23 protein-coding genes and 1 pseudogene are annotated in these 25,124 nt (G+C 68.2%); 5 read left to right on the top strand and 19 right to left on the bottom strand.

Translation table 11 applies throughout. The annotated features are described in order from the left end of the window. Positions 1-7: 7 nt before the first annotated feature. Positions 8-1,204: an MFS transporter gene (locus tag DB032_RS14130; protein ID WP_107800046.1), complete on the bottom strand. Its 1,197-nt coding sequence runs from the start codon at positions 1,202-1,204 to the stop codon at positions 8-10. 139 nt (positions 1,205-1,343) lie between these two features. Here DB032_RS14130 and DB032_RS14125 point away from each other — a divergent pair, with 139 nt between their 5' ends. Continuing rightward, positions 1,344-1,940 (top strand): TetR/AcrR family transcriptional regulator, encoded by a 597-nt coding sequence (locus DB032_RS14125; protein ID WP_199225903.1) that lies wholly within the window; start codon positions 1,344-1,346, stop codon positions 1,938-1,940. A gap of 13 nt (positions 1,941-1,953) precedes the next feature. Here DB032_RS14125 and pcaD read toward each other — a convergent pair whose 3' ends face one another. From pcaD to DB032_RS14100, 5 genes are all read right to left on the bottom strand, one after another. Further along, the gene (pcaD, locus tag DB032_RS14120) at positions 1,954-2,736 is read right to left on the bottom strand and encodes a 3-oxoadipate enol-lactonase (RefSeq protein ID WP_107800044.1); all 783 of its coding nucleotides are present in this window, start codon (positions 2,734-2,736) and stop codon (positions 1,954-1,956) included. A gap of 14 nt (positions 2,737-2,750) precedes the next feature. Next, positions 2,751-4,094 carry an MFS transporter gene (locus tag DB032_RS14115; RefSeq protein ID WP_107800043.1) on the bottom strand — a complete coding sequence of 448 codons (1,344 nt, stop codon included), beginning with the start codon at positions 4,092-4,094 and terminating at the stop codon, positions 2,751-2,753. A 207-nt stretch (positions 4,095-4,301) separates the two neighbouring features. Next, on the bottom strand, positions 4,302-5,504 hold the full coding sequence (gene pcaF / locus DB032_RS14110; RefSeq protein ID WP_107800042.1) for a 3-oxoadipyl-CoA thiolase: 1,203 nt from the start codon (positions 5,502-5,504) through the stop codon (positions 4,302-4,304). Next, positions 5,501-6,160, bottom strand: a complete 660-nt coding sequence (locus tag DB032_RS14105) for a 3-oxoacid CoA-transferase subunit B (protein ID WP_107800041.1) — start codon at positions 6,158-6,160, stop codon at positions 5,501-5,503. The genes pcaF and DB032_RS14105 overlap by 4 nt, the downstream gene beginning before the upstream one ends. Next, positions 6,153-6,845, bottom strand: coding sequence for a 3-oxoacid CoA-transferase subunit A (locus DB032_RS14100; protein WP_107800040.1), 693 nt, complete (start codon positions 6,843-6,845; stop codon positions 6,153-6,155). Before DB032_RS14100 ends, DB032_RS14105 begins: the two co-directional genes overlap by 8 nt. 170 nt (positions 6,846-7,015) lie before the next feature. Here DB032_RS14100 and DB032_RS14095 point away from each other — a divergent pair, with 170 nt between their 5' ends. From DB032_RS14095 to DB032_RS14080, 4 genes are all read left to right on the top strand, one after another. Then, entirely contained in the window at positions 7,016-7,825 is an 810-nt protein-coding gene (locus DB032_RS14095) for an IclR family transcriptional regulator C-terminal domain-containing protein (RefSeq protein ID WP_107800039.1), read from the top strand. Between the two features lie 104 nt (positions 7,826-7,929). Beyond that, on the top strand, positions 7,930-9,402 hold the full coding sequence (locus DB032_RS14090) for a PAS domain S-box protein (protein ID WP_107800038.1): 1,473 nt from the start codon (positions 7,930-7,932) through the stop codon (positions 9,400-9,402). Then, positions 9,399-9,845, top strand: coding sequence for a response regulator (locus DB032_RS14085; protein ID WP_233246716.1), 447 nt, complete (start codon positions 9,399-9,401; stop codon positions 9,843-9,845). The genes DB032_RS14090 and DB032_RS14085 overlap by 4 nt, the downstream gene beginning before the upstream one ends. Positions 9,846-9,850: 5 nt before the next feature. Continuing rightward, complete coding sequence (locus tag DB032_RS14080; protein WP_107800037.1) at positions 9,851-11,611, top strand: bifunctional diguanylate cyclase/phosphodiesterase; 1,761 nt, start codon at positions 9,851-9,853, stop codon at positions 11,609-11,611. A gap of 37 nt (positions 11,612-11,648) precedes the next feature. On the opposite strand, the gene DB032_RS14075 is transcribed toward DB032_RS14080, so the two are convergent. The 13 genes and pseudogenes from DB032_RS14075 to DB032_RS14015 form a co-directional block, all read right to left on the bottom strand. After that, a complete protein-coding gene (locus DB032_RS14075; protein WP_199225901.1) occupies positions 11,649-12,941 on the bottom strand; it encodes a cobyrinate a,c-diamide synthase in 1,293 nt (430 codons plus the stop codon). Then, entirely contained in the window at positions 12,941-13,543 is a 603-nt protein-coding gene (gene cobO, locus DB032_RS14070) for a cob(I)yrinic acid a,c-diamide adenosyltransferase (RefSeq protein WP_107800035.1), read from the bottom strand. Before cobO ends, DB032_RS14075 begins: the two co-directional genes overlap by 1 nt. 29 nt (positions 13,544-13,572) lie before the next feature. Further along, the gene (locus tag DB032_RS14065) at positions 13,573-14,595 is read right to left on the bottom strand and encodes an iron ABC transporter permease (RefSeq protein WP_227108425.1); all 1,023 of its coding nucleotides are present in this window, start codon (positions 14,593-14,595) and stop codon (positions 13,573-13,575) included. Next, positions 14,592-15,560 (bottom strand): ABC transporter substrate-binding protein, encoded by a 969-nt coding sequence (locus DB032_RS14060; protein ID WP_233246715.1) that lies wholly within the window; start codon positions 15,558-15,560, stop codon positions 14,592-14,594. Before DB032_RS14060 ends, DB032_RS14065 begins: the two co-directional genes overlap by 4 nt. Before the next feature lie 254 nt (positions 15,561-15,814). Next, positions 15,815-16,348, bottom strand: a pseudogene (locus DB032_RS14055) (ABC transporter ATP-binding protein); the annotation flags it as partial. A gap of 3 nt (positions 16,349-16,351) precedes the next feature. Then, positions 16,352-17,458 carry a GTP-binding protein gene (locus DB032_RS14050; RefSeq protein ID WP_107800033.1) on the bottom strand — a complete coding sequence of 369 codons (1,107 nt, stop codon included), beginning with the start codon at positions 17,456-17,458 and terminating at the stop codon, positions 16,352-16,354. Further along, positions 17,455-18,999, bottom strand: a complete 1,545-nt coding sequence (gene cobJ / locus DB032_RS14045) for a precorrin-3B C(17)-methyltransferase (RefSeq protein ID WP_107800032.1) — start codon at positions 18,997-18,999, stop codon at positions 17,455-17,457. Before cobJ ends, DB032_RS14050 begins: the two co-directional genes overlap by 4 nt. Positions 19,000-19,325: 326 nt before the next feature. After that, the gene (locus DB032_RS14040) at positions 19,326-20,165 is read right to left on the bottom strand and encodes a cobalamin biosynthesis protein (protein WP_233246714.1); all 840 of its coding nucleotides are present in this window, start codon (positions 20,163-20,165) and stop codon (positions 19,326-19,328) included. Then, entirely contained in the window at positions 20,162-20,965 is an 804-nt protein-coding gene (gene cobM, locus DB032_RS14035; RefSeq protein WP_107800031.1) for a precorrin-4 C(11)-methyltransferase, read from the bottom strand. The genes DB032_RS14040 and cobM overlap by 4 nt, the downstream gene beginning before the upstream one ends. After that, a complete protein-coding gene (gene cobI / locus DB032_RS14030; protein WP_107800030.1) occupies positions 20,962-21,690 on the bottom strand; it encodes a precorrin-2 C(20)-methyltransferase in 729 nt (242 codons plus the stop codon). The genes cobM and cobI overlap by 4 nt, the downstream gene beginning before the upstream one ends. After that, the gene (gene cbiD / locus DB032_RS14025) at positions 21,687-22,811 is read right to left on the bottom strand and encodes a cobalt-precorrin-5B (C(1))-methyltransferase CbiD (protein ID WP_233246713.1); all 1,125 of its coding nucleotides are present in this window, start codon (positions 22,809-22,811) and stop codon (positions 21,687-21,689) included. The genes cobI and cbiD overlap by 4 nt, the downstream gene beginning before the upstream one ends. Positions 22,812-22,816: 5 nt before the next feature. Beyond that, positions 22,817-24,376: a precorrin-8X methylmutase gene (locus DB032_RS14020; RefSeq protein WP_107800029.1), complete on the bottom strand. Its 1,560-nt coding sequence runs from the start codon at positions 24,374-24,376 to the stop codon at positions 22,817-22,819. Then, positions 24,373-25,074: a cobalt-precorrin-7 (C(5))-methyltransferase gene (locus tag DB032_RS14015; protein WP_107800028.1), complete on the bottom strand. Its 702-nt coding sequence runs from the start codon at positions 25,072-25,074 to the stop codon at positions 24,373-24,375. Before DB032_RS14015 ends, DB032_RS14020 begins: the two co-directional genes overlap by 4 nt. Positions 25,075-25,124: the final 50 nt, after the last annotated feature.

The following is a 25,124-nucleotide window of genomic DNA, read 5'->3' as shown; positions in this document are numbered from 1 at the left end:
CCGCGGGCTAGGCCGTTTTCTCTTGCAAAGAGCGGGCTATCCGGCGCTGCCCGGCCAGCGCGATCACGGCCATCAGCGCGCCGGCGGCCAGGGTCACGCCGAAACCGGCGCGCACGCCGATATGGTCCACCACCCATCCCGTCGCCGCCGCGCCCAGCGCCACCCCGCTGGCAAGGCCGGTGATCAGCCAGGTCAGGCCCTCGGTCAGTTGCGCCGGCGGCGCCATCTCCTCCACCAAGCCCATGGCCACGATCATGGTGGGCGCGAAGAACACGCCGGCCAGCAAGACGCCGGCGCTCAACATCCATAGATTGGAGACCAGCAGCAAGGGCAGGGTGGCCAGCGCCGTGGCGGCGGCCGCCCAGACGAAGAGCCGCGCCAGCGGCATGCTGGCCTTGCGCGCGCCGAACAGCAGGCCGGCCAGGCAAGAGCCTATCGCGTACACCGACAAGACGATGCTGGCCGCCGCCGGCTGTCCCTGCTGCTGGGCGAAGGCGACGCTGATCACGTCCACGGCGCCGGCGATGGCGCCCAGCGCCACCAGGGCCAGGATCAGCACCCGCATGCCGGCCAGGGCGGCGACGGAGCCGCGCCGTTCTTGGGTTGCGGGGTGGACCGGCGGTTCGGTGCCGGTTTGCGCGCAGAAGGCGGCGACGCCGACGGCCAGCAAGACGGCGGCCAGCAGCGGGCCGGCCTGCGGAAACGCCGCCACGCTCAGGCCCACGGCGATGGGCGGGCCGACGATGAAGCAGACCTCGTCCAGCACCGATTCCAGCGAAAACGCGGTGTGCAAGCGCGGCGAGCCGCGATAGATCTCGGTCCAGCGCGCGCGCGCCATCGCCGACATGCTGGGCATGCAGCCGGCGAAGGCGGCGGAGACGAATAGCGTCCAGGCCGGCCATTGCGCCCAGCTGCAGAACAGGAGCGACAGCATCGCCGCCACGCTGAGCGCGGTGGCCGCGGGCAAGACCCGGCGCTGGCCGTAGCGGTCCACCGCCCGCGACACCTGCGGGGCCAGCAGCGCCATCGAAAAGGTGAAGGTGGCGGCGACGGCGCCGGCCAGCCAGTAGGAGCCGGAGGTTTGCGACAACATGGTGATGATGCCGATGCCGGTCATGGAAATGGGCATGCGCGCCACCCAGGCGGCGGCGGAGAAGGCCAGGCTGCCGGGGTGGGAGAACAGGCTGAGGTAGGGGTTGGCCATCGGGTTTCCTTGTGACGGACGGCGCTGATCTCGCCTGGTCCGCTGTTTTAATATACGCGACGTATGCTAAACTAATTGACATACGCGCCGTATGTCAACCGCGGCGCGACGGCCAATGCGGAAACAGGGGAGCGGAATGATGAGCAAAACACGTAGCGAAGCCATGGAGGAAACCCGGCGCAGGCTGCTGCTGTCCGCGCGCCGCAGCTTTGGCGCCGACGGCTATGCGGCCACGGTGATGGATGAACTGACCGCCGCGGCCGGCGTGACCCGCGGCGCGCTCTACCACCACTTTGGCGACAAGAAAGGCTTGTTGCTGGCGGTGGCCCAAGAGTTGGACGCCGAGATCGAGGCCGGCCTCGCTCTGGCGGAGCGCGAGGCGGCGGACCCGTGGCAGGGCTTCAAGCGCCGCTGCCGCGCTTATCTGCAAGCCGCCACCCAGCCGGAGGCGCAGCGCATTCTGTTGCGCGACGCGCCGGCGGCGCTGGGCGCGGAATACGCGCAGGCCGGGCAACGGCAGTGCGTGAGCAATATCGCCGAGCGCTTGCGCGCCTTGATGGACGCCGGCCTGATCCGCCGCGCCGACCCGCAGGCGCTGGCGCGGCTGATCAACGGCGCGCTGGTGGAAGGCGCCGGCTGGGCGTCCGGCGCCGAGCGGCCGGCGGAGGCGCTGGCCCAGACGCTGGACGCGCTGGAGCCCTTGCTGGAGGGCCTGCGGCTAGGCGCGGCCGGCTGAACAATTGGACGGCTCAGGCCGCGTCCAGAAAGTCCAGCAAGGCTCGCTCGAAGGCGAGCGGCGCTTCCAGATTGGACAGATGGGAGGCGGGCAGCCGCGCCAGCCTGGCGTTCGGCATCGCCGCGGCCATGGCTTCCGCCTCCGCCGCGGTGGTCACCGGATCGAGCAGGCCGGCGATCAGCAGCGTGGGCGCGGCGATGCGCGGCAAGTCCGCGCGCAGGTCGGCGTCGGCCAGCGCCTCGCAGCAGCCGGCGTAGCCGTCCGGCGCGGTGGCCGCCAGCCAGGCGCGCGCCTGCTCGACGATGTCCGGCGCCCGGGCGCAAAAGTCGGCGCTGAACCAGCGCTGATGCGCGCTGGCGGCCAGTTCGGCCAGGCCGCCGCCGCGAACCTGGGCGGCGCGTTGCCGCCAGGCTTCGCTTGCGCCTATCTTGGCGGCGCTATTGCTGACCACCAGGCATTGCAGGCGCTCCGGCGCGTGGGCGCCCAGCCACAGGCCGGTGAGGCCGCCCATCGAGATGCCGCAGAAATGAGCGCGTTCGATGTCCAGCGCGTCCAGCAAGGACAGCGCGTCGCCGGCGAGGTCGGCCAGCCGGGGCGGAACGGCCCCGACGCCGCTGCCGCCGTGGCCGCGCGCGTCGTAGCGCAGCACGCGGTAGCGGCGGCTTAGCGCCGCCAGTTGCGGCCGCCACATTTCCAGCGAGGTGCCAAGCGAGTTGGACAGCAGCAGCGCCGGCGCGCCGGCCGGCCCGTCCACTTGGTAGTGCAGCGCGTGCGTGCCGAGTTTCAGCATGGGCATGGCGGATCTCCTTTCTATGACTGGGATTTCAAAGCCGCGGGCGCATTAGCGTCCAGCCGCGACATCGCGAACAAGGCCAAGGCGCCGGCCAATACCGGCGCGGCGGCCCAGGCGAAGAAGCCGTGCGCCGAACCGGCGGCGGCGAACAACAGGGCGCCGGTCATCGAGCCGATGATGGAGCCGGCGCGGCCGGCGGCCAGCGCCCAGCTTACCCCGGTGGCGCGCGCCTGGGTGGGGTAGAGCGTGGCGGCGAGTATGCTCAGATTGTTCAAGGCCCCGGTCAGGCTGAAGCCCACCAGGAACACGGTGGCGAACAGCCAGCCGCCGTCGCCCAGCGCCGCACCCACGGCGGACAACGCCAGCGCCGCCAGCAGGCACAGCCAGGGCAGCACTCTGCGCGCGCCGATTCTATCCATCAACATGGCCATGAGCACGCCGCCCACCGCGCCGCCCAGCGGCACCATGGCGCTGATGCGCGCCGCCTGCGCCGTGCTGTAGCCGTGATCCCGCAGAATGGTGGGCATCCAGTTGGTGAGCAGGTAAAACACGAACAGACAGCAGAAGAAGGTCAGCCATAGCAACAGGGTGCGGGCGCGCGTTCCGGCGATGAAGAGCAGGCCCGCCGGCGAGCGGCCGGCCGGGACGGCGTTTTCGTGGCGGAAGACCCGGAGCCGCCAGCGCGGGTCCGGGTTGATGCGGGCGACGATGCGGCTCAGCGCGGCGGCCTTGTCCGGCCTGCCGGCGAGATAGCACACCGATTCCGGCAGCAGCCAGGCGATGAAGGGCAGCAGGAGCAAGGGCGCCAGGCCGCCGGCCGCCAGCACGCCTTGCCAGCCCCACAGCGGAATGATCTGGCTGGCGACGCCGCCGCCCAGCGCCAGGCCGGCGGTGAAACCAGCGTAGCTGAGCGTGACCAGCAACATGCGATGGCGCGCCGGCGAGTATTCCGAACTTAGCGTGATGCAATTGGGCAGCACGCCGCCCAGGCCGATGCCGGTGGCGAAACGCAGCAGCGCCAACTCGGTTATCGACTCCGAGCGCGCCGAGACCAGCGTGCCCAGGCCGAAAATCAGCGTGCACAGCAGCAACACCCGTTTGCGGCCCAGGCGGTCCGCCACCGGGCCGAAGGCGAAATTGCCTATCAGCATGCCGAACAGGCCGGCGCCGAAAGCCGGCGCCAGCTGGCCGCGGGAAATGCCCCACTCGCTGATCAGTTCCGGCGCGATATAGCCGATGGCGGCGGTGTCGAAGCCATCCAGCAGCACAATGAGAAAACACAGCGTCAACACCATGATCTGGTAGCGGGACAGCGGGCTGTTGTCGATGAACTCGCTGATGTCTATGGGCTTGTCCTGCATGGGAAGCTCCTATGAAAGAGGGCGCGCCGGGAGCGCCGACGCGCAACAGCCTTGGAACAAGCTATCAGCGCCTGTTCAAAGGCTTGCGAGCAAGGGCGAGACAAGGCGAAAACGAGCGAAAAAGTGGAATGTACAGGTGGTACATGAGCATTTTGAGCTGGTTTTTAACGCCGTATCGCCGAAGCGCAGCAGACATTGAACAGGTGCTCAGACGCGCTCCATGATCAGCGCGATGCCTTGCCCCACGCCTATGCACATGCTGCACAAGGCGTAGCGGCCGCCGCTGCGTTGCAATTGGTAGAGCGCGGTGGCCGCCAGCCGCGCGCCGCTGGCGCCCAGCGGATGGCCCAGGGCGATGGCGCCGCCGTTGGGGTTGACGTGTTCGGCGTCGTCCGGCAGGCCCAGTTCGCGCAGCACCGCCAGCGCCTGGGCGGCGAAGGCTTCGTTCAGCTCGATCACGTCCATCTGCTCCAGGCGCAGCCCGGCCAGGGCCAAGACCTTGCGTATCGCCGGCGCCGGGCCGAAGCCCATGATGCGCGGCTCCACGCCGGCGCAGGCCATGGCCAGCACCCGCGCGCGCGGCGTCAGTCCATGGCGTTTCAGCGCGGCCTCATTGGCCAGCAGCAGCGCCGCCGCGCCGTCGTTGATGCCGGAGGCGTTGCCGGCGGTGACGCTGCCCTCGGGCCGCACCACGCCCTTGAGCCGGGCCAGCGCCTCCAGCGAGGTGGCGCGCGGATGTTCGTCGCGGGCAAAGCGCAGCGGCTCGCCCTTGGGCCGTGGAATCGTCACTTCCATCAACTCCTCGTCCAGCCGGCCGGCTTCCTGCGCCGCGGCGGCGCGCAGCTGGCTGCGCAGCGCGAAGGCGTCCTGGTCCGCGCGCGAGATGCGAAATTGCTCGGCCACGTTTTCCGCGGTTTCCGGCATCGAGTCCACGCCGTAGCGCTCGCGCAGCAGCGGGTTGACGAAGCGCCAGCCCATGGTGCTGTCCTCGATGCGCAGATCGCGGGCGAAGGCGCTGTCCGCCTTGCCCATCACATAGGGCGCGCGGCTCATGCTTTCCACGCCGCCGGCTATCATCAGCTCGGCCTCGCCGCTCTTGAGCGCGCGCGCGGCCTGACCGATGGCGTCCAGGCTGGAGCCGCACAGGCGGTTGACGGTGCTGGCCGGCGTGGACGGCGGCAGGCCGGCCAGCAGCGCGGCCATGCGCGCCACGTTGCGGTTGTCCTCGCCGGCCTGGTTGGCGCAGCCGTAGAGCACATCGTCCAGCAAGTCCCAGTCCACGCCCGGATTGCGTTGTCGCAGCGCGCTCAGCGGCAGGGCGGCCAGATCGTCGGCGCGCAGGGCGGACAGGCTGCCGCCGTAGCGGCCGAAGGGGGTGCGGATGGCGTCGCAGATATAGGCCTGGCTCATGGCGTCTCTCCTTGGCGGGCGTCGGTCAGGGGCAGCGGCGTCAGCCGCTGTAATTCGTCGAAATCCAGGCCGGGCACGCATTCGCGCACCAAGAGCTCGCCGTCGCGGAGGTCGATCACCGCCAGATCGGTATACACCCGGTGCACGCAGCCGACGCCGGTCAGCGGGTAGCTGCAGGCTTCCACCAGCTTGCAGTCTCCCTGCTTGCTCAGATGCTCCATCATCACGAACACCCGCTTGGCGCCGATGGCCAGGTCCATCGCGCCGCCCACCGCCGGGATGGCGTCCGCCGCGCCGGTGTGCCAGTTGGCCAGATCGCCGCGCCGCGACACCTGGAAGGCGCCCAGCACGCAGATATCCAGATGGCCGCCGCGCATCATGGCGAAGGAGTCGCCGTGGTGGAAGAAACAGCCGCCGGGCAATAGGGTGACCGGCTCCTTGCCGGCGTTGATCAGGTCCGGATCCTCCTGGCCGGGTTCCGGCGCCGGGCCCATGCCCAGCAGGCCGTTCTCGCTGTGCAGGAAGATGTCCAGTTCCGGCGGCAGATAGTTGGCCACCCGGGTGGGCAGGCCTATGCCCAGATTGACGTAAGCGCCTTCGGGGATGTCGCGCGCCACCCGCGCCGCCATCTGTTCGCGGTCCAGTCGCTTATGCATGCCGGCCTCCTTGCATGGGCTGGCCGGCGACGCAGACCAGCTTGTGAACGAAGATGCCCGGCGTCACCACGGTTTCCGGGTCCATTTCGCCCAGCGGCAGCAATTGCCCCACCTGGACGATGGTCTGGCGCGCGGCGGCGGCCATGATGGGGCTGAAGTTGCGCGCCGCCTTGCGGTATTGCAGATTGCCCCAGCGGTCGCCGCGCCAGGCCTTGATCAGCGCGAAGTCGGCGTGTATCGGGTATTCCAGCACATAGTCGCGGCCTGCGATGCGGCGGGTTTCCTTGCCTTCCGCCAGCAGGGTGCCGTAGCCGGTGGGGGTGAAGATGGCGCCCAGGCCGGCGCCGGCGGCCTGGATGCGGGCGGCCAGATTGCCCTGCGGCACCAGTTCCAGTTCGATGTCGCCGGCGCCGTAGAGCGCGTCGAAGACCTGGGAATCCGCCTGGCGCGGAAACGAGCAGACGATCTTGCGCACCCGGCGCGCGCGCAGCAGCGCGGCCAGGCCGGCCTCGCCGTTGCCGGCGTTGTTGTTGACGATGGTGAGATTGCGCGCGCCGTGGTCTATCAGCGCGTCTATCAACTCCGCCGGCTGGCCGGCGACGCCGAAGCCGCCGATCATCACCGTGGCGTCGTCGTGGATGTCGGCAATGGCGGCTGCGGCCGAGCTTACCGTTTTATCTATCATCGACTGTCCTTTGCGGGCTGCGTGCAGCCATGAATGGAAAGGATTTTGTGCGATTATCGAACGATATGTTTTTAATCGCGCATTCAGCATGCTTGCCGGCCTGCCGCAGGGTCAATACGATGATCGCAATAGTGTGCGGTGATCGCTCAACGACGATAAAAGGTGACAAGATGCAACAGTGGCAAGAGGCGGCGGCCGAGGAGGGCGTGGAAGAGAACTTCAGCGGCGATCCCAACTACATGGCCTCGCTGGCGCGCGGCCTGGCGGTGATTCAGGCGTTCTCGGCACAGCGCCGCCTGTTGTCCACCTCGCAAATCAGCCAGCGCACCGGCATTCCGCGCGCGGCGGTGCGGCGCTGCCTGTACACCCTGGCCAAGCTGGGCTTCGTGGACAGCGAGGACGGCCGGCATTTCGCCTTGCGGCCGCGCATCCTGGCGCTGGGCCACGCCTATCTGGGCTCCACGCCGCTGGCGCGCGCCGGCCAGCCGGTGTTGCGCCACGTCAGCAGCAGCGTCAACGAATCCAGTTCCATCGCCATTCTGGACGGCGACGACATCCTTTACATCGCGCGGGCCTTCACCAGCCGCATCATGACGGTGGATCTGGACATCGGCAGCCGCCTGCCGGCGGTCTGCACCTCGATGGGCCGGGCGATGCTGAGCCGGCTGCCCGCCGCGGAACTCGCCCTCTTGCTGGACCGGGCGCGGCTGGTCCGGCACACGCCGCACACCCTGATTGAGCGGCCGGCGCTGGAGGCGGAACTGGCGCGGGTGGCGGAGCAGGGTTACGCCATCATCGATCAGGAGCTGGAAATCGGCCTGCGCTCCATCGCCGTGCCCATCATCGGCGCCGACGGCCGCGCCGCGGCGGCCATCAATGTGGGGGTGCAGGCGGCGCGCGTCAGCCGCGAGGATTTGCTGTTACGCATCTTGCCGGTGCTGCGCGAGGCCGCGGCGGAACTGGCGCTGCTGGCGGTGTGAGCAGCGCGGCGAGAACGACGCGGATAGGACATCAGAATTAACTGCGCGGCGGAAAACCCTATGCTAAACCTACAGCAATAAGACATAGGCGAAAGCAGGCTGTCATGTCGTTCAAATTTCCGGAAAGGGCGCCCGCCGGCGCTTCCGGCAATGCCGGGCTGGCCTCCGTGGTGGAGGCCGCTCCGGTGGGCGTGCTGGTGGTGGCGGCCGACGGCCGCATGCTCTACGTCAACAGCGCGCTGGAGAATATGTTTGGCTACAGCAAGGCCCAGTTGCTGGGCCAGGCGGTGGAAATGCTGCTGCCGGCCGATATCCGCGAACGCCATCTCGATTTTCGCCAGCTGTTTTTCTCCCATCCCACGCCCAGAACCATGGGCAGCGGCCGCGAGCTGTTCGCCCAGCATGCGGATGGCCGCCAGTTTCCCATTGAAATCGGCCTCGGCTCCATGCCGCACGAAGATGAAATCTGCGCGGTGGCCTTTGTCAGCGACATCACGCCGCGGCGCCGGCTTGAGCATCGCTTCGCCAAGGTGGTGGCCTCGCTGCCCATCGGCCTGCTGATGGCGGGCGCGGACGGCAAGATCTCAATGACCAACCAGGCGCTGGACGCCCTGTTCGGCTACTCGCCGGGAGAATTGGCCGGCCAGCCGGTGGAGGTGCTGCTGCCGCAACGCGTGCGGCAGGGCCACCCGGCTTTGCGGGCCGCCTTCGCCAAGGCGCCGGAAGTCCGGGCGATGGGATCGGGGCGCGATCTGCTGGCCCAGCATAAGAACGGCAGCGAATTCCCGGTGGAAGTGGGCTTGACCCCGCTGGAAGCGGAAGGAGAGCGGCTGGTGCTGGCCGCGATCACCGACATCTCCCTGCGCAAGAAATTTGAGGAGACGCTGCAGCAGGCCAATGCGCAGCTGGAGGAGTTCACCTATGTGGCCTCCCATGATTTGCGCTCGCCTTTGCGCGGCATTGCCGACCTGATCTCCTGGATACGCGAAGACCTGGACCCGTCCCAGTTGAGCGCGGACATCGAGAGAAACTTTGTCCGCGCGGAGGAACGCATCGCCCGCGCCGAACGCATGATAGAAGACTTGCTGGAATACGCGCGGGCCGGGCGCCAGGATGAGCGCGTCGAGGAAGTCGATCCCGGCCTGCTGGTGCGCGAGACCCTGGAGCTGCTCGATATCCCCTCTGGCTTTCAAGTGGAAGTGGAAATCAAGGCCCGGCCGTTTCCCGCCGCGCGCACGCCGCTGTCTCTGGCGATCCGCAATCTGCTGTCCAACGCCTGCAAGCATCACGGCGGCGGCAAGGGCGTGATCCGCATCGCGGTGGAGGAGGACGGGCGCTTCAATCTGTTCACGGTGGAAGACGACGGCGTAGGCGTGCCGCCAGGCTCGGAAGAACGCATTTTCAAGCTGTTTCACCGCGCCAGCAGCCAGGCGGAAGGGCATGGAGTCGGGCTGGCGGTGACGCGTCGCATGGTTAATAGCAATGGCGGCACGGTGGTGCTGGATAGAAACGGCACGCTGGGCGGCGCCTGTTTCCGCATCCGCTGGCCGCGGTTTCCGCTCAAGGAGGTGGGATGATGGCAAGCGTGGCGGTAGCGAGCGATATCACGGTTTTGCTGGTGGACGACGATGACGTGGCCATTGAAGGCGTCTTGCGCGGCGTGCGCCGACAAGGGCTTGAATGCAAGATGGTCACCGCCTGCGATGGCCTGGAGGCCTTGCAAATTCTGCGCGGCACGCACGATAGCAAGCGGATCACCAGCCCCTTTCTGATCTTGCTGGATCTCAATATGCCGCGCATGGATGGTTTTCAATTCCTTGAAACCATCCGCGCGGACAGTCAGTTGCGCAATTCGGTGATCTTCGTGCTGACCACCTCCTCGCGGGACGCGGACCGCATGCGCGCCTACGAGGAAAACGTGGCGGGTTATATGATGAAGTCCGCCGTGGGCCCGCAGTTCGTGAAATTGATGGAGCTGCTGCATTCCTACGCCCAGTCCGTGGTTTTGCCCGCTCGGTAATCGCGATGATCGACGAGGTCGAATGCCTGCTGGAAACGCCGCCGCAAGTCAGCGTGCTGGTGGTGGACGACGACGACGTCGACCGCGAGCGCATCATCCGCCTGCTGCACCGAAACGCCCAGTGCTCGCAAATCCTGGAGGCGGACTCCAAGGCCAGCGCCTTGAAGCTGCTGGGCAGGGAGTTGTTCGACTTCGTGTTTCTGGACTTCAAGCTGGACGACGGCGACGGCCGCGAACTGGTGCCGTCCATCCAGCAACGCAACCAATCCTGTCTGATCGTGGCGGTCACCGGCACCGGCAATGAACGCATCGCCGCCGAGGCGATCAAGCTGGGCGTTTACGAATACCTGCCCAAGTTCGAACTGACCGAGGACCGCCTGCGCCAGACCATCAGCGACGGCGTGCGGGTGGCGGCCATGCAAGCCAAGCTGCGGGAAACCGAACAACTGCTGCAACACCGCAGCCTGTACGACTCGCTGACCGATCTGCCCAACCGCAATCTGTTTCTCGACCGTCTGGATCAGCTGTGCGCCTTGCACGCTCGCAATCAACTGCCGTTCGCCGTGCTGATGATAGACCTGGACCGCTTCAAGGAGGTCAACGACAAGCTGGGCCATCAGGCCGGGGATTTGGTGCTGCGGGAGGTGGGGGCGCGCTTCGCCAGCCTGCTGCGCGGCTCGGACACCATCGCGCGCCTGGGCGGCGACGAATTCGCCGCCTTGCTGCTGGAAGTGGATAGCCCGGAGTGCGCGCTGGCGATGGCGGAAAAAGTGGGGCACACGCTGGACGCGCCCATCCTGGTGGGCGAGCACGCCTTGTCGATAGGCGCGTCCTTCGGCGTGGCGATGTGTCCTCAGCACGGCTGCGATCCCGCCCAATTGCTGTCCCGCGCCGATATCGCGATGTATCAGGCCAAGAGCAATCTAGGCGCCGTCGCCTTGTACGCGGGAGAAAACGACAAGCCCTGGCCCAAGGCGGGGCAAACCACCCAGGCCCTGATCACGCAATTGACCCGGGCGATCCAGCAAGGCGAGCTGGAAATGCATTACCAGCCCAAGGTCAGACTGGATACCGAGGAGGTGGTGGGCTTCGAAGCCCTGGTCAGATGGAATAGCCCGGCGCAAGGCCGGGTAAACCCAGACGACTTCATGCCCACGCTGGAGTCATGCAATCTCTTGAGCCGTTTCACCTATCTGACGCTGGACCTGGTGCTGTCCCAGCAACAAAGCTGGCTCGGCCAGCTGCGAAAACCGTTCAAGGTGGCGGTGAATATCTCCGCGCGGATGCTGGAAGACGAACGATTTGTCGAGGAAGTGATGGCGAGGCTGGCGGCCTACAAGATTCCGCCCAGCCTGCTGGTGCTGGAGTTGACGGAAACCGCGCTGGTCATCAACCCGGTCAAGGCCAAGGCGGTGATAGAACAACTGCACGCCCAGGGCGTGTCCTTGTCGATAGACGACTTCGGCGCGGGCTTCACTTCCTTTACCTATCTGAAAAGCTGCCCCATCACCGAGATCAAGCTGGACAAGGCGTTTGCGCAAGAGCTGGAGCCGGGCTCCTTCAACGCCTCCTTGATTCAGTGCATGGCGGTATTCTGCCAGAGCCGCGCCATCGACTTTATCGTGGAAGGCGTCGAACGCAAGGAATACTGGCCGGTGCTGATGCGGCTGGGTTGCCATTTGGGCCAGGGTTTCAGCATCGCCAAACCAATGCCGGCCGCCAAGGTCTTGTCCTGGTGGGATGCCTGGGAACATGGCAAGTCATGAAGGCGAGCCGGCCGCGTTTCGGATCGCGGGCAAGGGCTCAGGGCAGAAACAGGCTTGCCGCGGCGCGGGGGTTGGACGGGAAATAGGCGTGGAAATAGCTGGCCAACAGGCTGCCGCTGCGGTACAAGGCCTCGCCGGTTCCGGCGCCGCTGGCGCGCGTGGCGCGGGCGATCGGCTCCAGCGCCGTTTCCAGCCGGGTATAGTGGAAGGTGTGGCCGCGCAGCGCGCCGCCAGGAAGCTCCATTCGCTGCAGGCCCAGCCCGCATAGCCTGTCTTGAAGGACCGCGTGGCCGGGCAGCAGGCCCAGCATAGACGCGCTGTCGCCGGCGCGGTTGGTCAGCCGTTCCAGCAGATAGAGCATGCCGCCGCACTCGGCGTAGAGCGGCTTGCTGGCCGCTATATGTCCATGCAGCCCCGCTTTCAGCGCGGTGTTGGCGGACAGCGTGTCCAGATGCAGTTCCGGATAACCGCCGGGCAGGTAGACGGCGTCGCAGTCCGGCAGCGCCGTGTCGGTCAGCGGCGAGAAGAAGCTCAGCTCCGCGCCCAGCTGGAGCAGCGTTTCGAGGTTGGCCGGGTAGACAAAGGCGAAGGCGGCGTCGCGGGCGATGGCGATGCGCCGGCCGGCCAGCAGTTTCGGCGGCTCGGCGGGCGCGGCGGGGGGAAAGGCCACCGCCGGCGGCAGCGCGGCCAAGGCGGTGGCGGCGATCTGGCCCGCCATGCGTTCGAGACGCACGTCGAGGTCGGCGATCTCCTGCGCCTGCACCAGGCCCAGATGACGCTCCGGCAGCCGCGCCGCCTCGTCGCGGCGCAAGGCGGCCAGCAAGGGCAGATGGGCCGGCAACTGCTGGGCCAGCATTTCGGCGTGGCGATCGCTGGCGACATGGTTGGCGATAAAACCGTGAAAGGCCAGGCCGGGGCGGAAGCTGGCCAGGCCGTGGGCGACGGCGGCGAAGCTCTGCGCCATGCCGGCGGCGTCTATCACCGCCGCCAGCGGCACGCCGAGCAAGGCGGCCAGATCGGCGCTGCTGGGCGTGCCGTCGAACAAGCCCATGCTGCCTTCGATCAGGATCAGGTCGGCCTCGGCGGCGGCCTTGTACAGGCGGGCGCGGCAATCGTCCTCGCCGTTCATCCACAAGTCCAGGCCATAGACGGTATGGCCGCTGGCCCGCTCCAGCACATAGGGGTCCAGGAAGTCCGGCCCAGTCTTGAAGACGCGGACCCGGCGGCCCTGATTACGGTGATGGCGGGCCAACGCCGCCGTCAGCGTGGTCTTGCCCTGGTGCGAGGCGGGGGCGGTCAGGAACAACGCCGGGCAGCGCAAGGGCGTCATCAGAACTCCACCCCGCGTTGCGCCTTGATGCCTTGCTCGCGGTAGGGGTGTTTGACCAAACGCATTTCGGTGACTAGGTCAGCGGCTTCAAGCAAGGCTTCCGGCGCATGGCGGCCGGTGACCACCACATGCTGCATCGCCGGGCGGGCGGCGAAGGCGGCCAGCACTTCGTCCAGCGACAGGTATTCGTACTTCAGCACCACGTTCAATTCGTCGAGGATCACCATGTCGTAATCCTCGCTCTCCAGCATCGCCAGCGCCTGCGCCCAGCCCTTGCGCGCGGTGGCGATGTCGGCCTCGCGGTCCTGAGTGTTCCAGGTATAGCCTTCGCCCATGGTATGGAAGTCGCAGTTGTCGAAGCCGCCCAGCAGATCGCGCTCGGCGGTGTGCAGCGCGCCCTTGATGAACTGCACCACGCCCAGGCGCATGCCGTGGCCGACGGCGCGCAAGCCCATGCCGAAGGCGGCGCTGCTCTTGCCCTTGCCGGTGCCGGTGTTGACGATGAGCAGGCCTTTTTCGCCGGTGGCGGCGGCCTTTTTCTTTTCAAAGCCCGCCTTGCGCTTCTCGGTCATGCGCTGGTGGGATGCCGGATCGGTTTTCATCGTGTCGTCCTTGTGTGGGGCCGGCGCCGTCAGCGGCGCAGCAGCCAGATAAAGAAGGCGCCGCCGACGGCGGCGGTGCCGACGCCCACCGGGATGTCTTCCGGCGCGATCAGGGTGCGCGCGGCGGCGTCCACCCAGATCAGGAACAGCGCGCCCAATAGCGCGCAGGCCGGCAGCAGGCGGCGGTGGTCGGCGCCGACGCAACGGCGGGCGATATGCGGGATCATCAGACCGACAAAGCCTATCGCGCCGCTGACCGCGACCATGGTGCCGGTCAGCAGCGAGGAGGCGGCGAACACCGCCAGCCGCAGCCGGGTCACGCGTATGCCCAGCGTGACCGCGGTCTGCTCGCCGGCCATCAGGGCGTTCAGCGGCCGCGCCACGGTCAGCAAGGCGGCGAGCCCCAGGCACAGCGCGGCCAGCGGCGCCGGCAGCAGCTCCCAGCGCGCCTGGCCCAGGCCGCCCAGCATCCAGAACAGCACGGCCGAGGCGGAGCGGTGGTCGCCCAGATACAGCATCAGATTGGCCAGGGCCATCAGCAGGAAGGACACGGCCACGCCGGCCAGCAGCAGACGCTCGGCCTGCAAGCGGCGCTGGCGCACGGCGATGCCGGTGACCAGCAGGGTGGCCAGCAAGGCGCCGGTGAAGGCGGCCAGCGGCAGGGTGGCGCCGCCCAGCACATTGCCGCTGAACAGCAGCACCGTCACCGCGCCCAGCGTGGCGCCGGAGCTGACGCCCAACAGGTGGGGGTCGGCCAGCTGGTTGCGGGTGGTGGCCTGCAAGGCCGCGCCCACCAAGGCCAGGCCGGCGCCGACCATGCCGCCCAGCAGCACGCGCGGCAGCCGCAGCTGCCAGATGATCAGATCCTGGCCCGGCTGCCAGGCCGGTTCCACCGGCAGGCCCAGCTGGTGTAGCAGCACATTGGAACTGACGGCGAATTCAACCGGCGCGGCGCCCAGGCCGGAGGCCAGCGGCAGCGACAGCGCCAGCAGGGCCAGCAAGAGGCTCAGCAAGGGCCAGGCCGGCGGACGGTTGGCGATGGCGCGGATCACTTGGCGAAGACTTCCGGGTGCAGGCCGCGCGCCAGCGCGCTGATGGCGTCGGCGTTGGCGATGCCGGGCGTGGCGCTGTCGTAGGGCAGCACGATGAAGCGTTTGTCGCGCACCGCCGCCATCTTGTTCAGCGCCGGGTGTTTCTGCAGGAAGGCGATCTTTTGCTGGGCGGTGACCTTGCCGTAGTCGATGATCACGACCACTTGCGGATTGCGCGCCACCACGGTTTCCCAGTCGACGCGGGTCCAGCTGGCGTTGACGTCGTTCAGGATGTTGCGGCCGCCGGCGGCCTGGATCAGCGCGTCGGGCATCGCCAGCCGGCCGGCGCTGAAGGGGCGATCCTCGCCGCTGTCGTAGACGAAGACCGACGGCGTGGCCTTGCGTTTGGCGACGCGGGCGGCGACGGCGTCCACTTTGGCGCGCATCTCGGCCACCACTTTTTGCGCGCGCGGCTCCACGTCGAAGATGCGGCCCAGATTATGGATGTCGCGATAAACGTCGTCCAGGCTCGCCGCCGGGCGTTTCATCACATGGGCGCAGGATTCGCTGAGCTCGTAGACATTGATGCCCAAGGGCGCCAGCGAGGCCGGCGTCACCGGGCCGCCCACGCGCAGGCCGTAGTTCCAGCCGGCGAAGAAAAAGTCGGCGTTGCGGGCCAGCAGCGCTTCCGACGAGGGGTAGTCGCCGGCCAGTTCCGGCAGCTTGCCCAGCGCCTGTTTCAGCGGCGCGTTCAGCTTGTTCCAGGCGCTGATGCCGGTATAGCCGACCATGCGGTTTTGCAGGCCCAGCGCCACCATCATCTCGGTCAGATTGATGTCGTGGCTGACCGCGCGCTGCGGCGCGCGCTGAAAGACGACCTTGCGGTTGCAGCTGTCCACGGTCAGCGGGTAGGCGCTGGCTTGGGCCTGGGAGGCCAGCAGCGCGGCCAGGCCGCAGGCGATGAGCGAAGGCAGATTCAGTTTCATAGGTTTTCTTCTTCCAACAGAGTGATGCGGGGGTGGCCGGCCTGCGGGTGGCGGTCCACCAGCGCGCGCACGCCGAACACCTCGGCCAGGAGCCGGGGCGTCAAGACGGTTTCCGGCGCGCCGCTGGCGACGATGCGGCCGGCCTTCAGCGCGTACAGGCGGTGGCAGAAGGCGGCCGCCAGGTTCAGGTCGTGCAGGGTGGCGACGGCGGCGATGCCCAGCCGGCGCACCAGGCGCAGCAGCGATAGCTGGTGACGCAGGTCCAGGTGGTTGGTGGGTTCGTCCAGGATCAGCAGCTCGGGCTGCTGCGCCAGCGCCCGCGCCAACAGCGCGCGCTGCTTCTCGCCGCCGGACAGGGTGGCGAAAGGCTGGTATTGCTGCGCCGTCAGTCCCACCTGGGCCAGCGCCTCGTCGACGATGGCGTGATCGGCCGGCGATCCGCCGCGCAGCAGCGACTGGTGCGGGATGCGGCCCATGTCCGCCACCTCGCGCACGGTCAGGCCGAAGTCCTCGGGGAATTCCTGCAGCACCACCGCCACGCGGCGGGCGAAGGCGGCGGCGGACTGGGACCAGATGTCGGCGCCGTCCAGCCTGGCCTCGCCGGCCAGTGGCTTGTTGAAGCGGAAGGCGCAGCGCAAGGTGCTGGTTTTGCCGCTGCCGTTGGGACCGATGACGCCGACGAATTCGCCGGGCCGCACCGTCAGCGCGATGTCGCGCAGCAGCCGGGTCTCGGGCGCTACGGCGGGGTCCGGCGACCAGTCCAGGCCGCATAGTTCCAAGGCGCTCATCGGCTAGCTCCAGTGCGCGCCGGTGATGTCGCGCAGCAGCGCCAGCACCCGCGGGCGGCTGGGGTGGTAGCCGATGAAGACCAGCTGCGCCTGGCGCGGCGCGGCCAGCGTCTCGTCGCGGCTGAGTTCGATGCGGCTGCGCACGCCCTGGGCCAGCAAGCGGCCGGGGCCTTCCGCGCAAGCGGCGAAGCCCTTGATTCTGAGCAGCGGCTCCTCGCCGGCGATGGCCTCCAGCGCCGCGGCCAGCTTGTCGGGGTCTTGCGCTTCCTTGCTGCGGATCATGAACGATTGCCAGCCCGGGTCTTGCTCGTGGAAATGCTTGTGGGTGGACAGGCCATGGCTGTGCGCGGCCTGGCCGCCGTGGCTGTGACCGTCCAGCAAGGCCTGGTTGGCCAGCGGCCGCATCGCCAGCCCCGGCATGCTGGCCACCGGGCCGTAATGGCGGTGCGCGGCCGGCGCGGCCTCGTGCAGGTGCAGGCCCAGCGTCAGCCGGGTGTCCAGCTTGGCCTGGTAGGCCAGTTCGATGAAGCGTATCGACGGCGCTTGTCGGCGCACGGCGTCTTCCGCCGCCAGTAGCGCGTCGGCGGACAGCGCGTCTATCTTGTTCAGCACCACGATGTCGGCGTGTCCCAGTTGTTGCTCGAACAAACCCGCCACCGCGTCGGCCTTGCCGCCGTCGCCGGCCGGCGCGAAATGCCCGGCCAGCAGCAAGGGGGTGTCGACCACCGCCAGCGTGGCGTCCAGCACGAAATAGGGCGCCAGCGCCTCGCTTTGCAACTGGGCCATCACCGCGCTGGGCAGCGCCAGGCCCGAGGTTTCGATCAGCACGTGGTCGATCTGCTGGCGGCGCTGCCACAGCGCCAGCATGGTGGGCAGGAAGTCGGCGTCGTCGTCGTAAGCCACCAGGCCCTGGGCGAGATCGTGGATTTCCACGCCGCCGGCGTCGCCGCCTCGCAGCAGGCCGCCGTCTATCGACACCTCGCCGAATTCATTGACCAGGATGGCCAGCCGGCGCTGCTTATTGTTTTCCAGCAGCTTGCTCAACAGCGTGGTCTTGCCGGCGCCGAGGAAGCCGGTCAGCACGGTAACGGGCAGGCGCGGCGCGCTCATGCGGGTTCTCCCGCGGGCAAGGCCGCCAGCACGCCGGCGAAGTCGTCGAAGGCCTGCGGATAATCCAAACGGGGCCGGTCGATCACGATGAAGGGGATGCCCAGCGCGGCCGCGGCGGCCGCCTTGGCGTCAAAGCCGCCGGCCGCGCCGCCGTCCTTGCTGATCACGCAGTCGATTTCCCAGTCGCGCCACAGCGCCTCGTTGGCGGCCTGCGAGAACGGGCCTTGCATCGCGCAGACGCGTGAACGCGGGATGCCCAGCTCCAGCGCCCGTTGCAGGTGCTGCGGGTCCGGCGCCAGCCGGACGAACCATTCATGCTTGCGGCCGGCGTCGGCGGCGACGAAGCGGTGCAGCTCCTTGCTGCCGGTGGCCAGGAACACGCGCCGGCCGCGCGCCATCGCCAGTTTGGCGGCCGCATCGCTGTCGGCGCAGCGAATGAGCGGATGCGCGCTGGCGCTGGCCGGCCGCTCATAACGCAGATAGGGCAGGGCCAGTTCCTTGGCCAGCGCCATCAGTTGTTGCGACATCTCGCTGGCGTAGGGGTGGGTGGCGTCGACGATGGCGCTGGCCCGGCTGCCGGACAGCAGTTCGCGGCGGCGCTCCACGCCCAGCCGGCCGCTGACGGTGGCGACGCCGGGCGCCGCCTGCTGCGCCTGCTCGCTGCCGTAATCGCTGGCGCTGCTGATCACCACCGCGCGGCCGGTTTCCGCGATGGCGCGGGACAGCGCGTTGCCGTCGCTGGTGCCGGAGAACACCCAGGCCGCGCCGGCGGGCAGCGCGTCGGCCTTCACCGTGTCCTGAGTGTCGTCCCAGTTGAAGTAGCCGCGCGGGGTAAACATCCAGTTCCGTTTGCGGCGGGTGAAGCGGTTGCCGATGACGATGCTGGTCAGCATGTCGAAGCGGCGGGTGCGCAGCTCGGCCAGGGTGACGATTTCCACCGCCTGGTCCTCGCGGTAAGCGTTGCGGACGATGCCGCACAGCGTTTCCGGCTTCTTGTGCTCCAGCATGATGTCCAGGATGCGGTAGACGTCTTCCTGGCGCTGGCGGCTTTGCACGTTGTAGAACACCACCGCCAGGTCCGCCTGGGCGATGTGGCGGGCGCGGGTTTCAATCCATTCCCACGGGCACAGCAGGTCGGACAGGCTCAGGGTGGCGAAGTCGTGCGACAGCGGCGCGCCGAGCAGGGAGGCGCAGGAGTTGGCCGAGGTGATGCCGGGGATCAGCTGCACGTCGAACACATCGTCCTCGCGCATGTCCTCGTAAGCCAGCGTGGCCATCGCGTAGACACCGATGTCGCCGCTGGACAGCAGAGCCACCGTTTTGCCGGCGCGGGCTTCCGCCAGCGCCAGCTGGGCGCGCTCGCGCTCCTGGGTCAGCGGCAGGGTGCGGATGTCCTTGCCGGTTATCCACGGTTGCACCCAGGTCAGGTAGAGATCGTAGGACACGATCACCTCGCTCGCCGCCAGCGCCTGGCGGGCGAGATCGGGGATCAGTTCGGCGCGGCCGGGGCCGACCGAGACGAGGTAGAGTTTGCCGGTCATGGGTTCATTCGTATTCATGGATGATGGCTATGCAATGTCGGGTGTTGGTTTGCAGATGGTTTCTGCAAAGCTGGATAGGTGTGCGATGCGCCCCGCGTGGGAAAATCCCTGTATGCCCACCCAAGGGATAGGCGTGGCATGGGGCTTCCGCCTTACCGCAGTGTCCATATTGGAGCCCCTCTCCCCTTGTGGGAGCGGGGTTGGGGAGAGGGGGCGTCGAGCCCTCTCCTTGGATGATCTTGGGGTGCTGGTTCCACTCTGCGGGCGGGTAAGTCCGTAGCGCGGGTTGGACGCCAGGCAATACCTGCGATTCCATTTTCGATGGCTCATGTTTTGTCGGCCGCATCGCTCGCGGGTATGGCATGGCCAACCCGCGCTACGCACTGCGTCAAGCCCCTCTCCCCTCGCGGGAGAGGGGTTGGGGAGAGGGGGGCATCCTCCACCACCGCCACCGTCACCCCGTCGCGCGCGGTCTTGGGCACGATCAGCCCGCCCCTGGGGCTGGCGATCAGCGCGCAGGGTTCGCACACGCCGTCCACGCCGACGTTCCGCCGCACCCAGTCCGAAGGCGCGCCGGTCCAGCCGCGGGCGGCGACGTCGGTGCGGGCGATGACGCGCAAGGGCAGCCCGTGGCGGGCGCAGAACGCCAGCAGGCCGGCTTCGTCGGCCTTCAGGTCTATCGTCGCCACTTCGCGCACGGCGGACAGCGGCCGGCCGGCCAAGGCCTGCAGAACCGCTTGTTCGATGGCCTCGGCGCTTTTGCCGCGGCGGCAGCCTATGCCCAGCGTCAGCGGCTTGATCGCTTCGGTGGCGGTGGTGATGGCCGGGATGGCGCCGGTCAGCCGAGCCGCTGCGTAGGCCAGTTGATTGGCGCCGCCTTCATGGCCGGACAACAGCGGGATGGCGAAGCGGGCGGCTTCGTCCATCACCACCACCGCCGGGTCGCTGTATTTGCTTTGCGGCAGGCCGTCCAGGTAGCGGACGGCGATGCCGCTGGCCATCACCAGCACCCAGTGGCTGTGCGCATGGAAGGCGGCGCGGAATTGCTCGCGCGCGCCGGTCTCGGCTTGCAGCCACGGCTGGTACAGCTTGGCGTCCAGCGCCGCCGCCAGCTTTTGCCCCAGCGGCAGCGCCTCGGCGCGCACCAGCCACACGGCGCGGCTCATGCCTGCTTTTCTTTCTGAAGGCTGGCCCGCTTGGTCTTGCGCGCGTCGCCGTCGCGGAAGATGTGGGTGAAGCCGGCCGCGTACAGGCTGGATTCAACGCCGCCTTCGCGCGACAGTGCTGCGCCGACCAAGAGCAGCGTGGTCAGCAGCCAGTCTTTCTGCTTCACCTCGGACAGCATCTGGCCCAGCGTGGAGCGGTGGACGGACTGGTCCGGCCAGCTGGCGCGGCGCACCAGCGCCACCGGGGTATCCGGCGGGTAATGCAGCGACAGATCGGCGACGGTCTGCTTCAGCCGCTGGCCGGACAGGAAGATGCACATCGTCGCGCGGTGGGCGGCGAAGCTGGCGATCGACTCCGTCTCCGGTACCGCACTGGCGCGGCCGCTGGTGCGGGTCAGAATGATGGACTGGGACACCTCGGGCCGGGTCAGCTCGCTGCCCAATGCGGCGGCGGCGGCGGTGAAGGAGGACACCCCGGGCACCACTTCGTAGCCGATGCCCAGCGCTTCCAGCCGGCGCATCTGCTCGTTGGTGGCGCCGTAGATCGCCGGATCGCCGGAATGCAGCCGGGCCACGTCCTTGTCTTCGGCCTGGGCGCGGCGGTACAGCGCTTCCTGCTGGTCCAGGTTCAGTTCGGCGGTGTCGTGGATTTCCGCGTCCGGGCGGCAGTGGCTCAGCATCTCCGCCGGCACCAGCGAGCCGGCGTACAGCACCATGGGCGCCGCGCCCAACAGGCGGCTGCCGCGCAGCGTGATCAGGTCGGCGGCGCCGGGGCCGGCGCCGATGAAATACACTTTCATGAATGGCGTCTTTCTCTGGCTGTCTTGCGGATCAGCATGGTGGCGAGGTAGCCGCTGGCGTCTGCGCTCAGTTGCGAGACGTCGGCGCACAGCACTTCGCCGGGCAGGCCGATGCGGCGGGCGAAGGCGCACAGATGGGCGATGCCCATCTCGTTCAGCAGCGCCAGCACGTCCGGCAGCCGCTTGCCTATCTTCATCAGCACGATGAGGTCATGGCTGTCGATATCGGCCCGCAGCGCGGCCATCTCGTCCGGGCAGGGCAGGATCAGGATGCGCTCCTTGCCTTCGCCCAGCGGCCAGGACAGCGCCGACGCGGTGGCGGCGAAGCTGGTGACGCCGGGGAAGGTCTGCGTCTCCAGCGCCGGCAGCATTTCGCGCAGCGCCGCCAGCAGGTAGCCGTAAGTGGAGTAGGTCATCGAGTCGCCTATGGTCAGGTAGGCGACGTTCCGGCCGGCTTTCAGTTCGGCGGCCAATTGCTCGGCCAGCGCGCCGTAATGGCGCGACAGCGCGCCACGGTCCGGATTCATTTCGAACTCGATTTCGCAAAAGCGGCTTTCGTCCAGCGCCAGCCCGGCCAGGCATTGCCGGGCGACGGAGGTGTCGCTGGAGGTGGCGCGCGGCAGGTAGACGATGTCGGCCTCGCGCAAGGCGGCCAGCGCCGCCACCGGAATCAAGCCGGCCGGTCCGGGGCCGACGCCTATGCCTATCAATCGTCCCAGTTTCATGCCGCTTCTCCCAGCGGGGTGCCGTCCATGCTGAACAGGCGCACCGCCACCTGCCGCGCGCTGGGCACTTTCGCGGCCATCAGCGCCGCGGTGCGGCGTTCTATTTCCATCCAGTAGCCGCGCGCGTCCGGCTGGCTGCTCATGATCTGCACTACGTTCTCCACGGTATTCGCTTGTTTGATGGCGGCCACCAGCTCGGGCGCATAGCCCAGCTCGGCGGCGACGGCGGCGACGGCGTCCATCGCCATGCCGCTCTTGCCGGAGTGGGTGTTCCACACCCCGTCCAGCAGCTTGGCGATCTTGCCCGGGTGGCCCAGCACCCACAGCGTGTCTAGGGTGCGGCCCTGTTCGAGCAGCACCGATTCGGCGAAGTCCAGCGAGTCGCCGACGAAGTTGGCGATTTGCACCACCTGTTTTTTCTCCAGCCCCAGCGTGTCGGCGGCGTAGCCGCGGCCTATCTTGCCCGGGGTGAAGGCGATGGCGGCCGGCAACTCGCCCAGCGCCACCCGCACATAGACTTCGATGGAGGCGATCCACGCCGCCTGCGACATTGGCTCGACGATGCCGCTGGTGCCCAGTATCGAGATGCCGCCGACGATGCCCAGCATCGGGTTGAAGGTGCGCTTGGCGATCTTGTCGCCGTCGACGCAGCCTATCGCCAGGTCGAAGCCCGGATCGGGCCGGCCGGCCAGCGTCTCGGCCAGCGCCAGCCGCATCATCTGCCGCGGCACCGGGTTGATCGCCGGCTCGCCGGGCGGGATGCGCAGGCCGGGCTGGGTGACCATGCCGACGCCGGCCGCGGCCAGGAAACGAAGCGCGCCGCTGTGGTTTGCCCTCACCTCGGCGAAGATCGTCGCGCTGTCGGTGTTGTCCGGGTCGTCGCCGGCGTACTTCAGCACTTCGGCGCGCACGGTGTTTTCGTCCAGCCAGGCCACGCGCTGTATCGGCACCGCCAGGTAGAAATCCGGGTCCGGCAGGCTGATGAAGACCTCGTCGGCGTCCACGCCGTCCAGCAGCAGCATCAGCGCCGCCTTGGCGGCGGCGGTGGCGCAGCTGCCGGTGGTGCGGCCGCGGCGCATGCCGTTGGGGGCGAGGGCGGCGAGGTCGTAGGGCTGGCGCACCGGGCTCAGGCTTCCTGCTGCTGATACACGTGTTCGATCGCGTCTATCATCAGCGCGTTGACCACGGTGGCCGCCCACGGCGAGCCGCCGCGGGTGCCGCGATTGGTGATGCGCGGCACTTGCAGCAGCGCGCGCAGCTCGTCCTTGCATTCGCGGGTGCCGACGAAGCCCACCGGCAGGCCCACCACCAGCTGCGGCCGCCAGCCGTGATCGCGCACCAGGCGCACCACCTCGCGGATGGCGGTGGGCGCGTCGCCTATCGCCACCACGCAGTCGTTGCCGAACTTCTGCCAGGCGCGGCGGATGCCGGCGGCGGAGCGGGTGATGCCGTTGGCTTCGGCCAGCAGCCGGGTTTCCTCGTCGTGCACGCCGCACCAGGTTTCCACTTCCAGCTGGCGCAGCACTTCGCGCTTGAGGCCGGTTTCCACCATGGTGACGTCGGTGACCACGCGGCGGCAGCGCAGCAGCGCGCGCATGCCGGTTTCACAGGCGCCGGGCGAGAAAAACAGCTCGTCCACGCTGTTGAAGTCGCCGGTGGTGTGCACCAGCCGCATCAGCGCGGTGCGCTGCTCGGCCGGGAAGGCCGACCAGTCGCGGCCCTCATTGATGATGCGCATGCTTTCCGCTTCTATCGGGTGCGGGGTGTAGCGTTTCCAGGCCGGCGGTTGGCTAGCGTTTGGCTCGCGCTCCAGCAGGCCGCGCACCTTGCCGTGGTGGCCGCGCTGCGGCTCGCCCACTTGTTGTTCGAAGCCGACGATCTGCACCCGGTACTTGCACAGCGCGCAGTTCATCGCCGAGCGGCCTTCCACGCCCTCCTGCGCGCGTTCCAGAAACACCTCGGCCACTTGCTCGTCCGGGCCCAGATAGCCGGCGCTCAGCACCTCGATCTCCGGATGGCGCGCCGCCAGGTCCGCCGCCGCGCCGTAGATGCGCTTGACCAGCACGCCGTCGAACAGAAAGTAGGGCAGCATCACGATGCGGCGGTAGCCCAGCATGGCGGCGGCGCGCAGGCCGTCGGCCACCAAGGGTTTGGCGGTGCCGGAATAGCAGACGAAAGACGCGGCGAAGCCCAGGCCTTCTTCCAGCATGCGCGTGAGCTTGGAGATTTCGGAGTTGGCGTCCGGGTCCGAGGTGCCGCGGCCGACGACGACCAGGCAGGCGTCGTTGCGCGACACGGTGTGCGGCGACGCCGCCTCGGCCTCGACGATGCGCTGGCGGCACAGCGCCAATAGCCGCGGATGCAGGTCCAGCGCCGCTCCGAAGTGAAAGGCTATGCCCGGATGCGCCTGCCGCAGCGCCAGCAGCTCGCTGGGCATGTCGTTCTTGGCGTGGGTGGCGGCCAAGAGCACGCCGGGCACCATCACCACGGTCTTGGCGTCGGCGGCCAGCACCTGGTCCACCGCCTCGTCTATGGTGGGGCGGGCGAACTCCAGAAAGCCGTGAGCCACCTGGCGTTCGCCGGCGCGCGCCTTCAACGCGGCCACCAATTGCATGAATTCGTTCACCCCGTCCGGGTCGCGGCTGCCGTGGCCGGCCAGCACGATGGCGTAGTCTTGCTGGCTCATTTGTGGGTCGGCTCGATCTGGCTGTCCATCGGCGCGAGCGTGCGGATCAGCATGATGCTCATGTCGGAGAAGCGCTGCTCCGCGCACTCGGCCAGCGTGCCGCGCCATTCCGCCTCGTTGCGGGTCAGGTTTTCCCACACTTCCACCTGCTGGCCGGCCGGGATGCCGTTTTCCAGCAGATAGGCGGCGATGTGCCAGGGCATGAAGGAACGCGCCTCGTCCCAGGGGCAGGGGATCACGATGGCGTTGCGGCCGTCCTGCAACACATGCACCAGGTGGCGCTTGAACGGCGTCAGGTCGCCGCGGCGGTGGAAGGTGATGAAGCTGGTTTCGTCGAAGCACACCTTGCCGCGCGAGGCCAGGATCTGCGCCGACGAGATGCCGGGTATGGTGTCCACCGGGTGGCCGCAGGCGCGCTCCACTCGCTCCAGATACTGGAAGCCGCTGAAGTGGATGTCGCCCATGAACACCACCACGCAGTTTTTGCCGGCGCGGTGGCGCTCGGCGACGATGTCCAGCTGCGCCACCTGGTCGCGGTAGCCCATCTGGATCACTTCGGCCGTGTCCGGGATCAGCGGGCGCACCACGTCCACCACCGCGTTGAAGCCGGCCACCACGTCGGCCTCGCGTATCAGTTGGGCGGAGCGTTGCGGCAGGTAGCCGATGTCGCCGGGGCCGGCGCCTATGCAGATGATCATGCGTATTCCTTTGGCTGCAATGTAGTCATTCGATTCTGTTCTACAGGACC

Origin of the sequence: Chromobacterium sp. Panama (assembly GCF_003052555.1) — a bacterium.
Taxonomy (GTDB): Bacteria; Pseudomonadota; Gammaproteobacteria; order Burkholderiales; family Chromobacteriaceae; genus Chromobacterium.
Note: the sequence above shows the minus strand (reverse complement) of the source record. Positions and strands in the feature narration are given on the sequence as shown.

What these genes read in the sequence shown, in the direction of transcription:
- DB032_RS14130 (WP_107800046.1), bottom strand. Translation starts at nt 1,204, where the DNA reads ATGGCCAACCCCTACCTCAGCCTGTTCTCCCACCCCGGCAGCCTGGCC.
- DB032_RS14075 (WP_199225901.1), bottom strand. Translation starts at nt 12,941, where the DNA reads ATGACGCCCTTGCGCTGCCCGGCGTTGTTCCTGACCGCCCCCGCCTCG.
- DB032_RS14015 (WP_107800028.1), bottom strand. Translation starts at nt 25,074, where the DNA reads ATGATCATCTGCATAGGCGCCGGCCCCGGCGACATCGGCTACCTGCCG.
- DB032_RS14100 (WP_107800040.1), bottom strand. Translation starts at nt 6,845, where the DNA reads ATGATAGATAAAACGGTAAGCTCGGCCGCAGCCGCCATTGCCGACATC.
- cobO (WP_107800035.1), bottom strand. Translation starts at nt 13,543, where the DNA reads ATGAAAACCGATCCGGCATCCCACCAGCGCATGACCGAGAAGCGCAAG.
- pcaD (WP_107800044.1), bottom strand. Translation starts at nt 2,736, where the DNA reads ATGCCCATGCTGAAACTCGGCACGCACGCGCTGCACTACCAAGTGGAC.
- cobM (WP_107800031.1), bottom strand. Translation starts at nt 20,965, where the DNA reads ATGAAAGTGTATTTCATCGGCGCCGGCCCCGGCGCCGCCGACCTGATC.
- DB032_RS14105 (WP_107800041.1), bottom strand. Translation starts at nt 6,160, where the DNA reads ATGCATAAGCGACTGGACCGCGAACAGATGGCGGCGCGGGTGGCGCGC.
- DB032_RS14060 (WP_233246715.1), bottom strand. Translation starts at nt 15,560, where the DNA reads ATGAAACTGAATCTGCCTTCGCTCATCGCCTGCGGCCTGGCCGCGCTG.
- DB032_RS14085 (WP_233246716.1), top strand. Translation starts at nt 9,399, where the DNA reads ATGATGGCAAGCGTGGCGGTAGCGAGCGATATCACGGTTTTGCTGGTG.
- DB032_RS14115 (WP_107800043.1), bottom strand. Translation starts at nt 4,094, where the DNA reads ATGCAGGACAAGCCCATAGACATCAGCGAGTTCATCGACAACAGCCCG.
- DB032_RS14125 (WP_199225903.1), top strand. Translation starts at nt 1,344, where the DNA reads ATGAGCAAAACACGTAGCGAAGCCATGGAGGAAACCCGGCGCAGGCTG.
- DB032_RS14095 (WP_107800039.1), top strand. Translation starts at nt 7,016, where the DNA reads ATGCAACAGTGGCAAGAGGCGGCGGCCGAGGAGGGCGTGGAAGAGAAC.
- DB032_RS14090 (WP_107800038.1), top strand. Translation starts at nt 7,930, where the DNA reads ATGTCGTTCAAATTTCCGGAAAGGGCGCCCGCCGGCGCTTCCGGCAAT.
- cobJ (WP_107800032.1), bottom strand. Translation starts at nt 18,999, where the DNA reads ATGACCGGCAAACTCTACCTCGTCTCGGTCGGCCCCGGCCGCGCCGAA.
- cobI (WP_107800030.1), bottom strand. Translation starts at nt 21,690, where the DNA reads ATGAAACTGGGACGATTGATAGGCATAGGCGTCGGCCCCGGACCGGCC.
- DB032_RS14040 (WP_233246714.1), bottom strand. Translation starts at nt 20,165, where the DNA reads ATGAGCCGCGCCGTGTGGCTGGTGCGCGCCGAGGCGCTGCCGCTGGGG.
- DB032_RS14020 (WP_107800029.1), bottom strand. Translation starts at nt 24,376, where the DNA reads ATGAGCCAGCAAGACTACGCCATCGTGCTGGCCGGCCACGGCAGCCGC.
- pcaF (WP_107800042.1), bottom strand. Translation starts at nt 5,504, where the DNA reads ATGAGCCAGGCCTATATCTGCGACGCCATCCGCACCCCCTTCGGCCGC.
- DB032_RS14080 (WP_107800037.1), top strand. Translation starts at nt 9,851, where the DNA reads ATGATCGACGAGGTCGAATGCCTGCTGGAAACGCCGCCGCAAGTCAGC.
- DB032_RS14050 (WP_107800033.1), bottom strand. Translation starts at nt 17,458, where the DNA reads ATGAGCGCGCCGCGCCTGCCCGTTACCGTGCTGACCGGCTTCCTCGGC.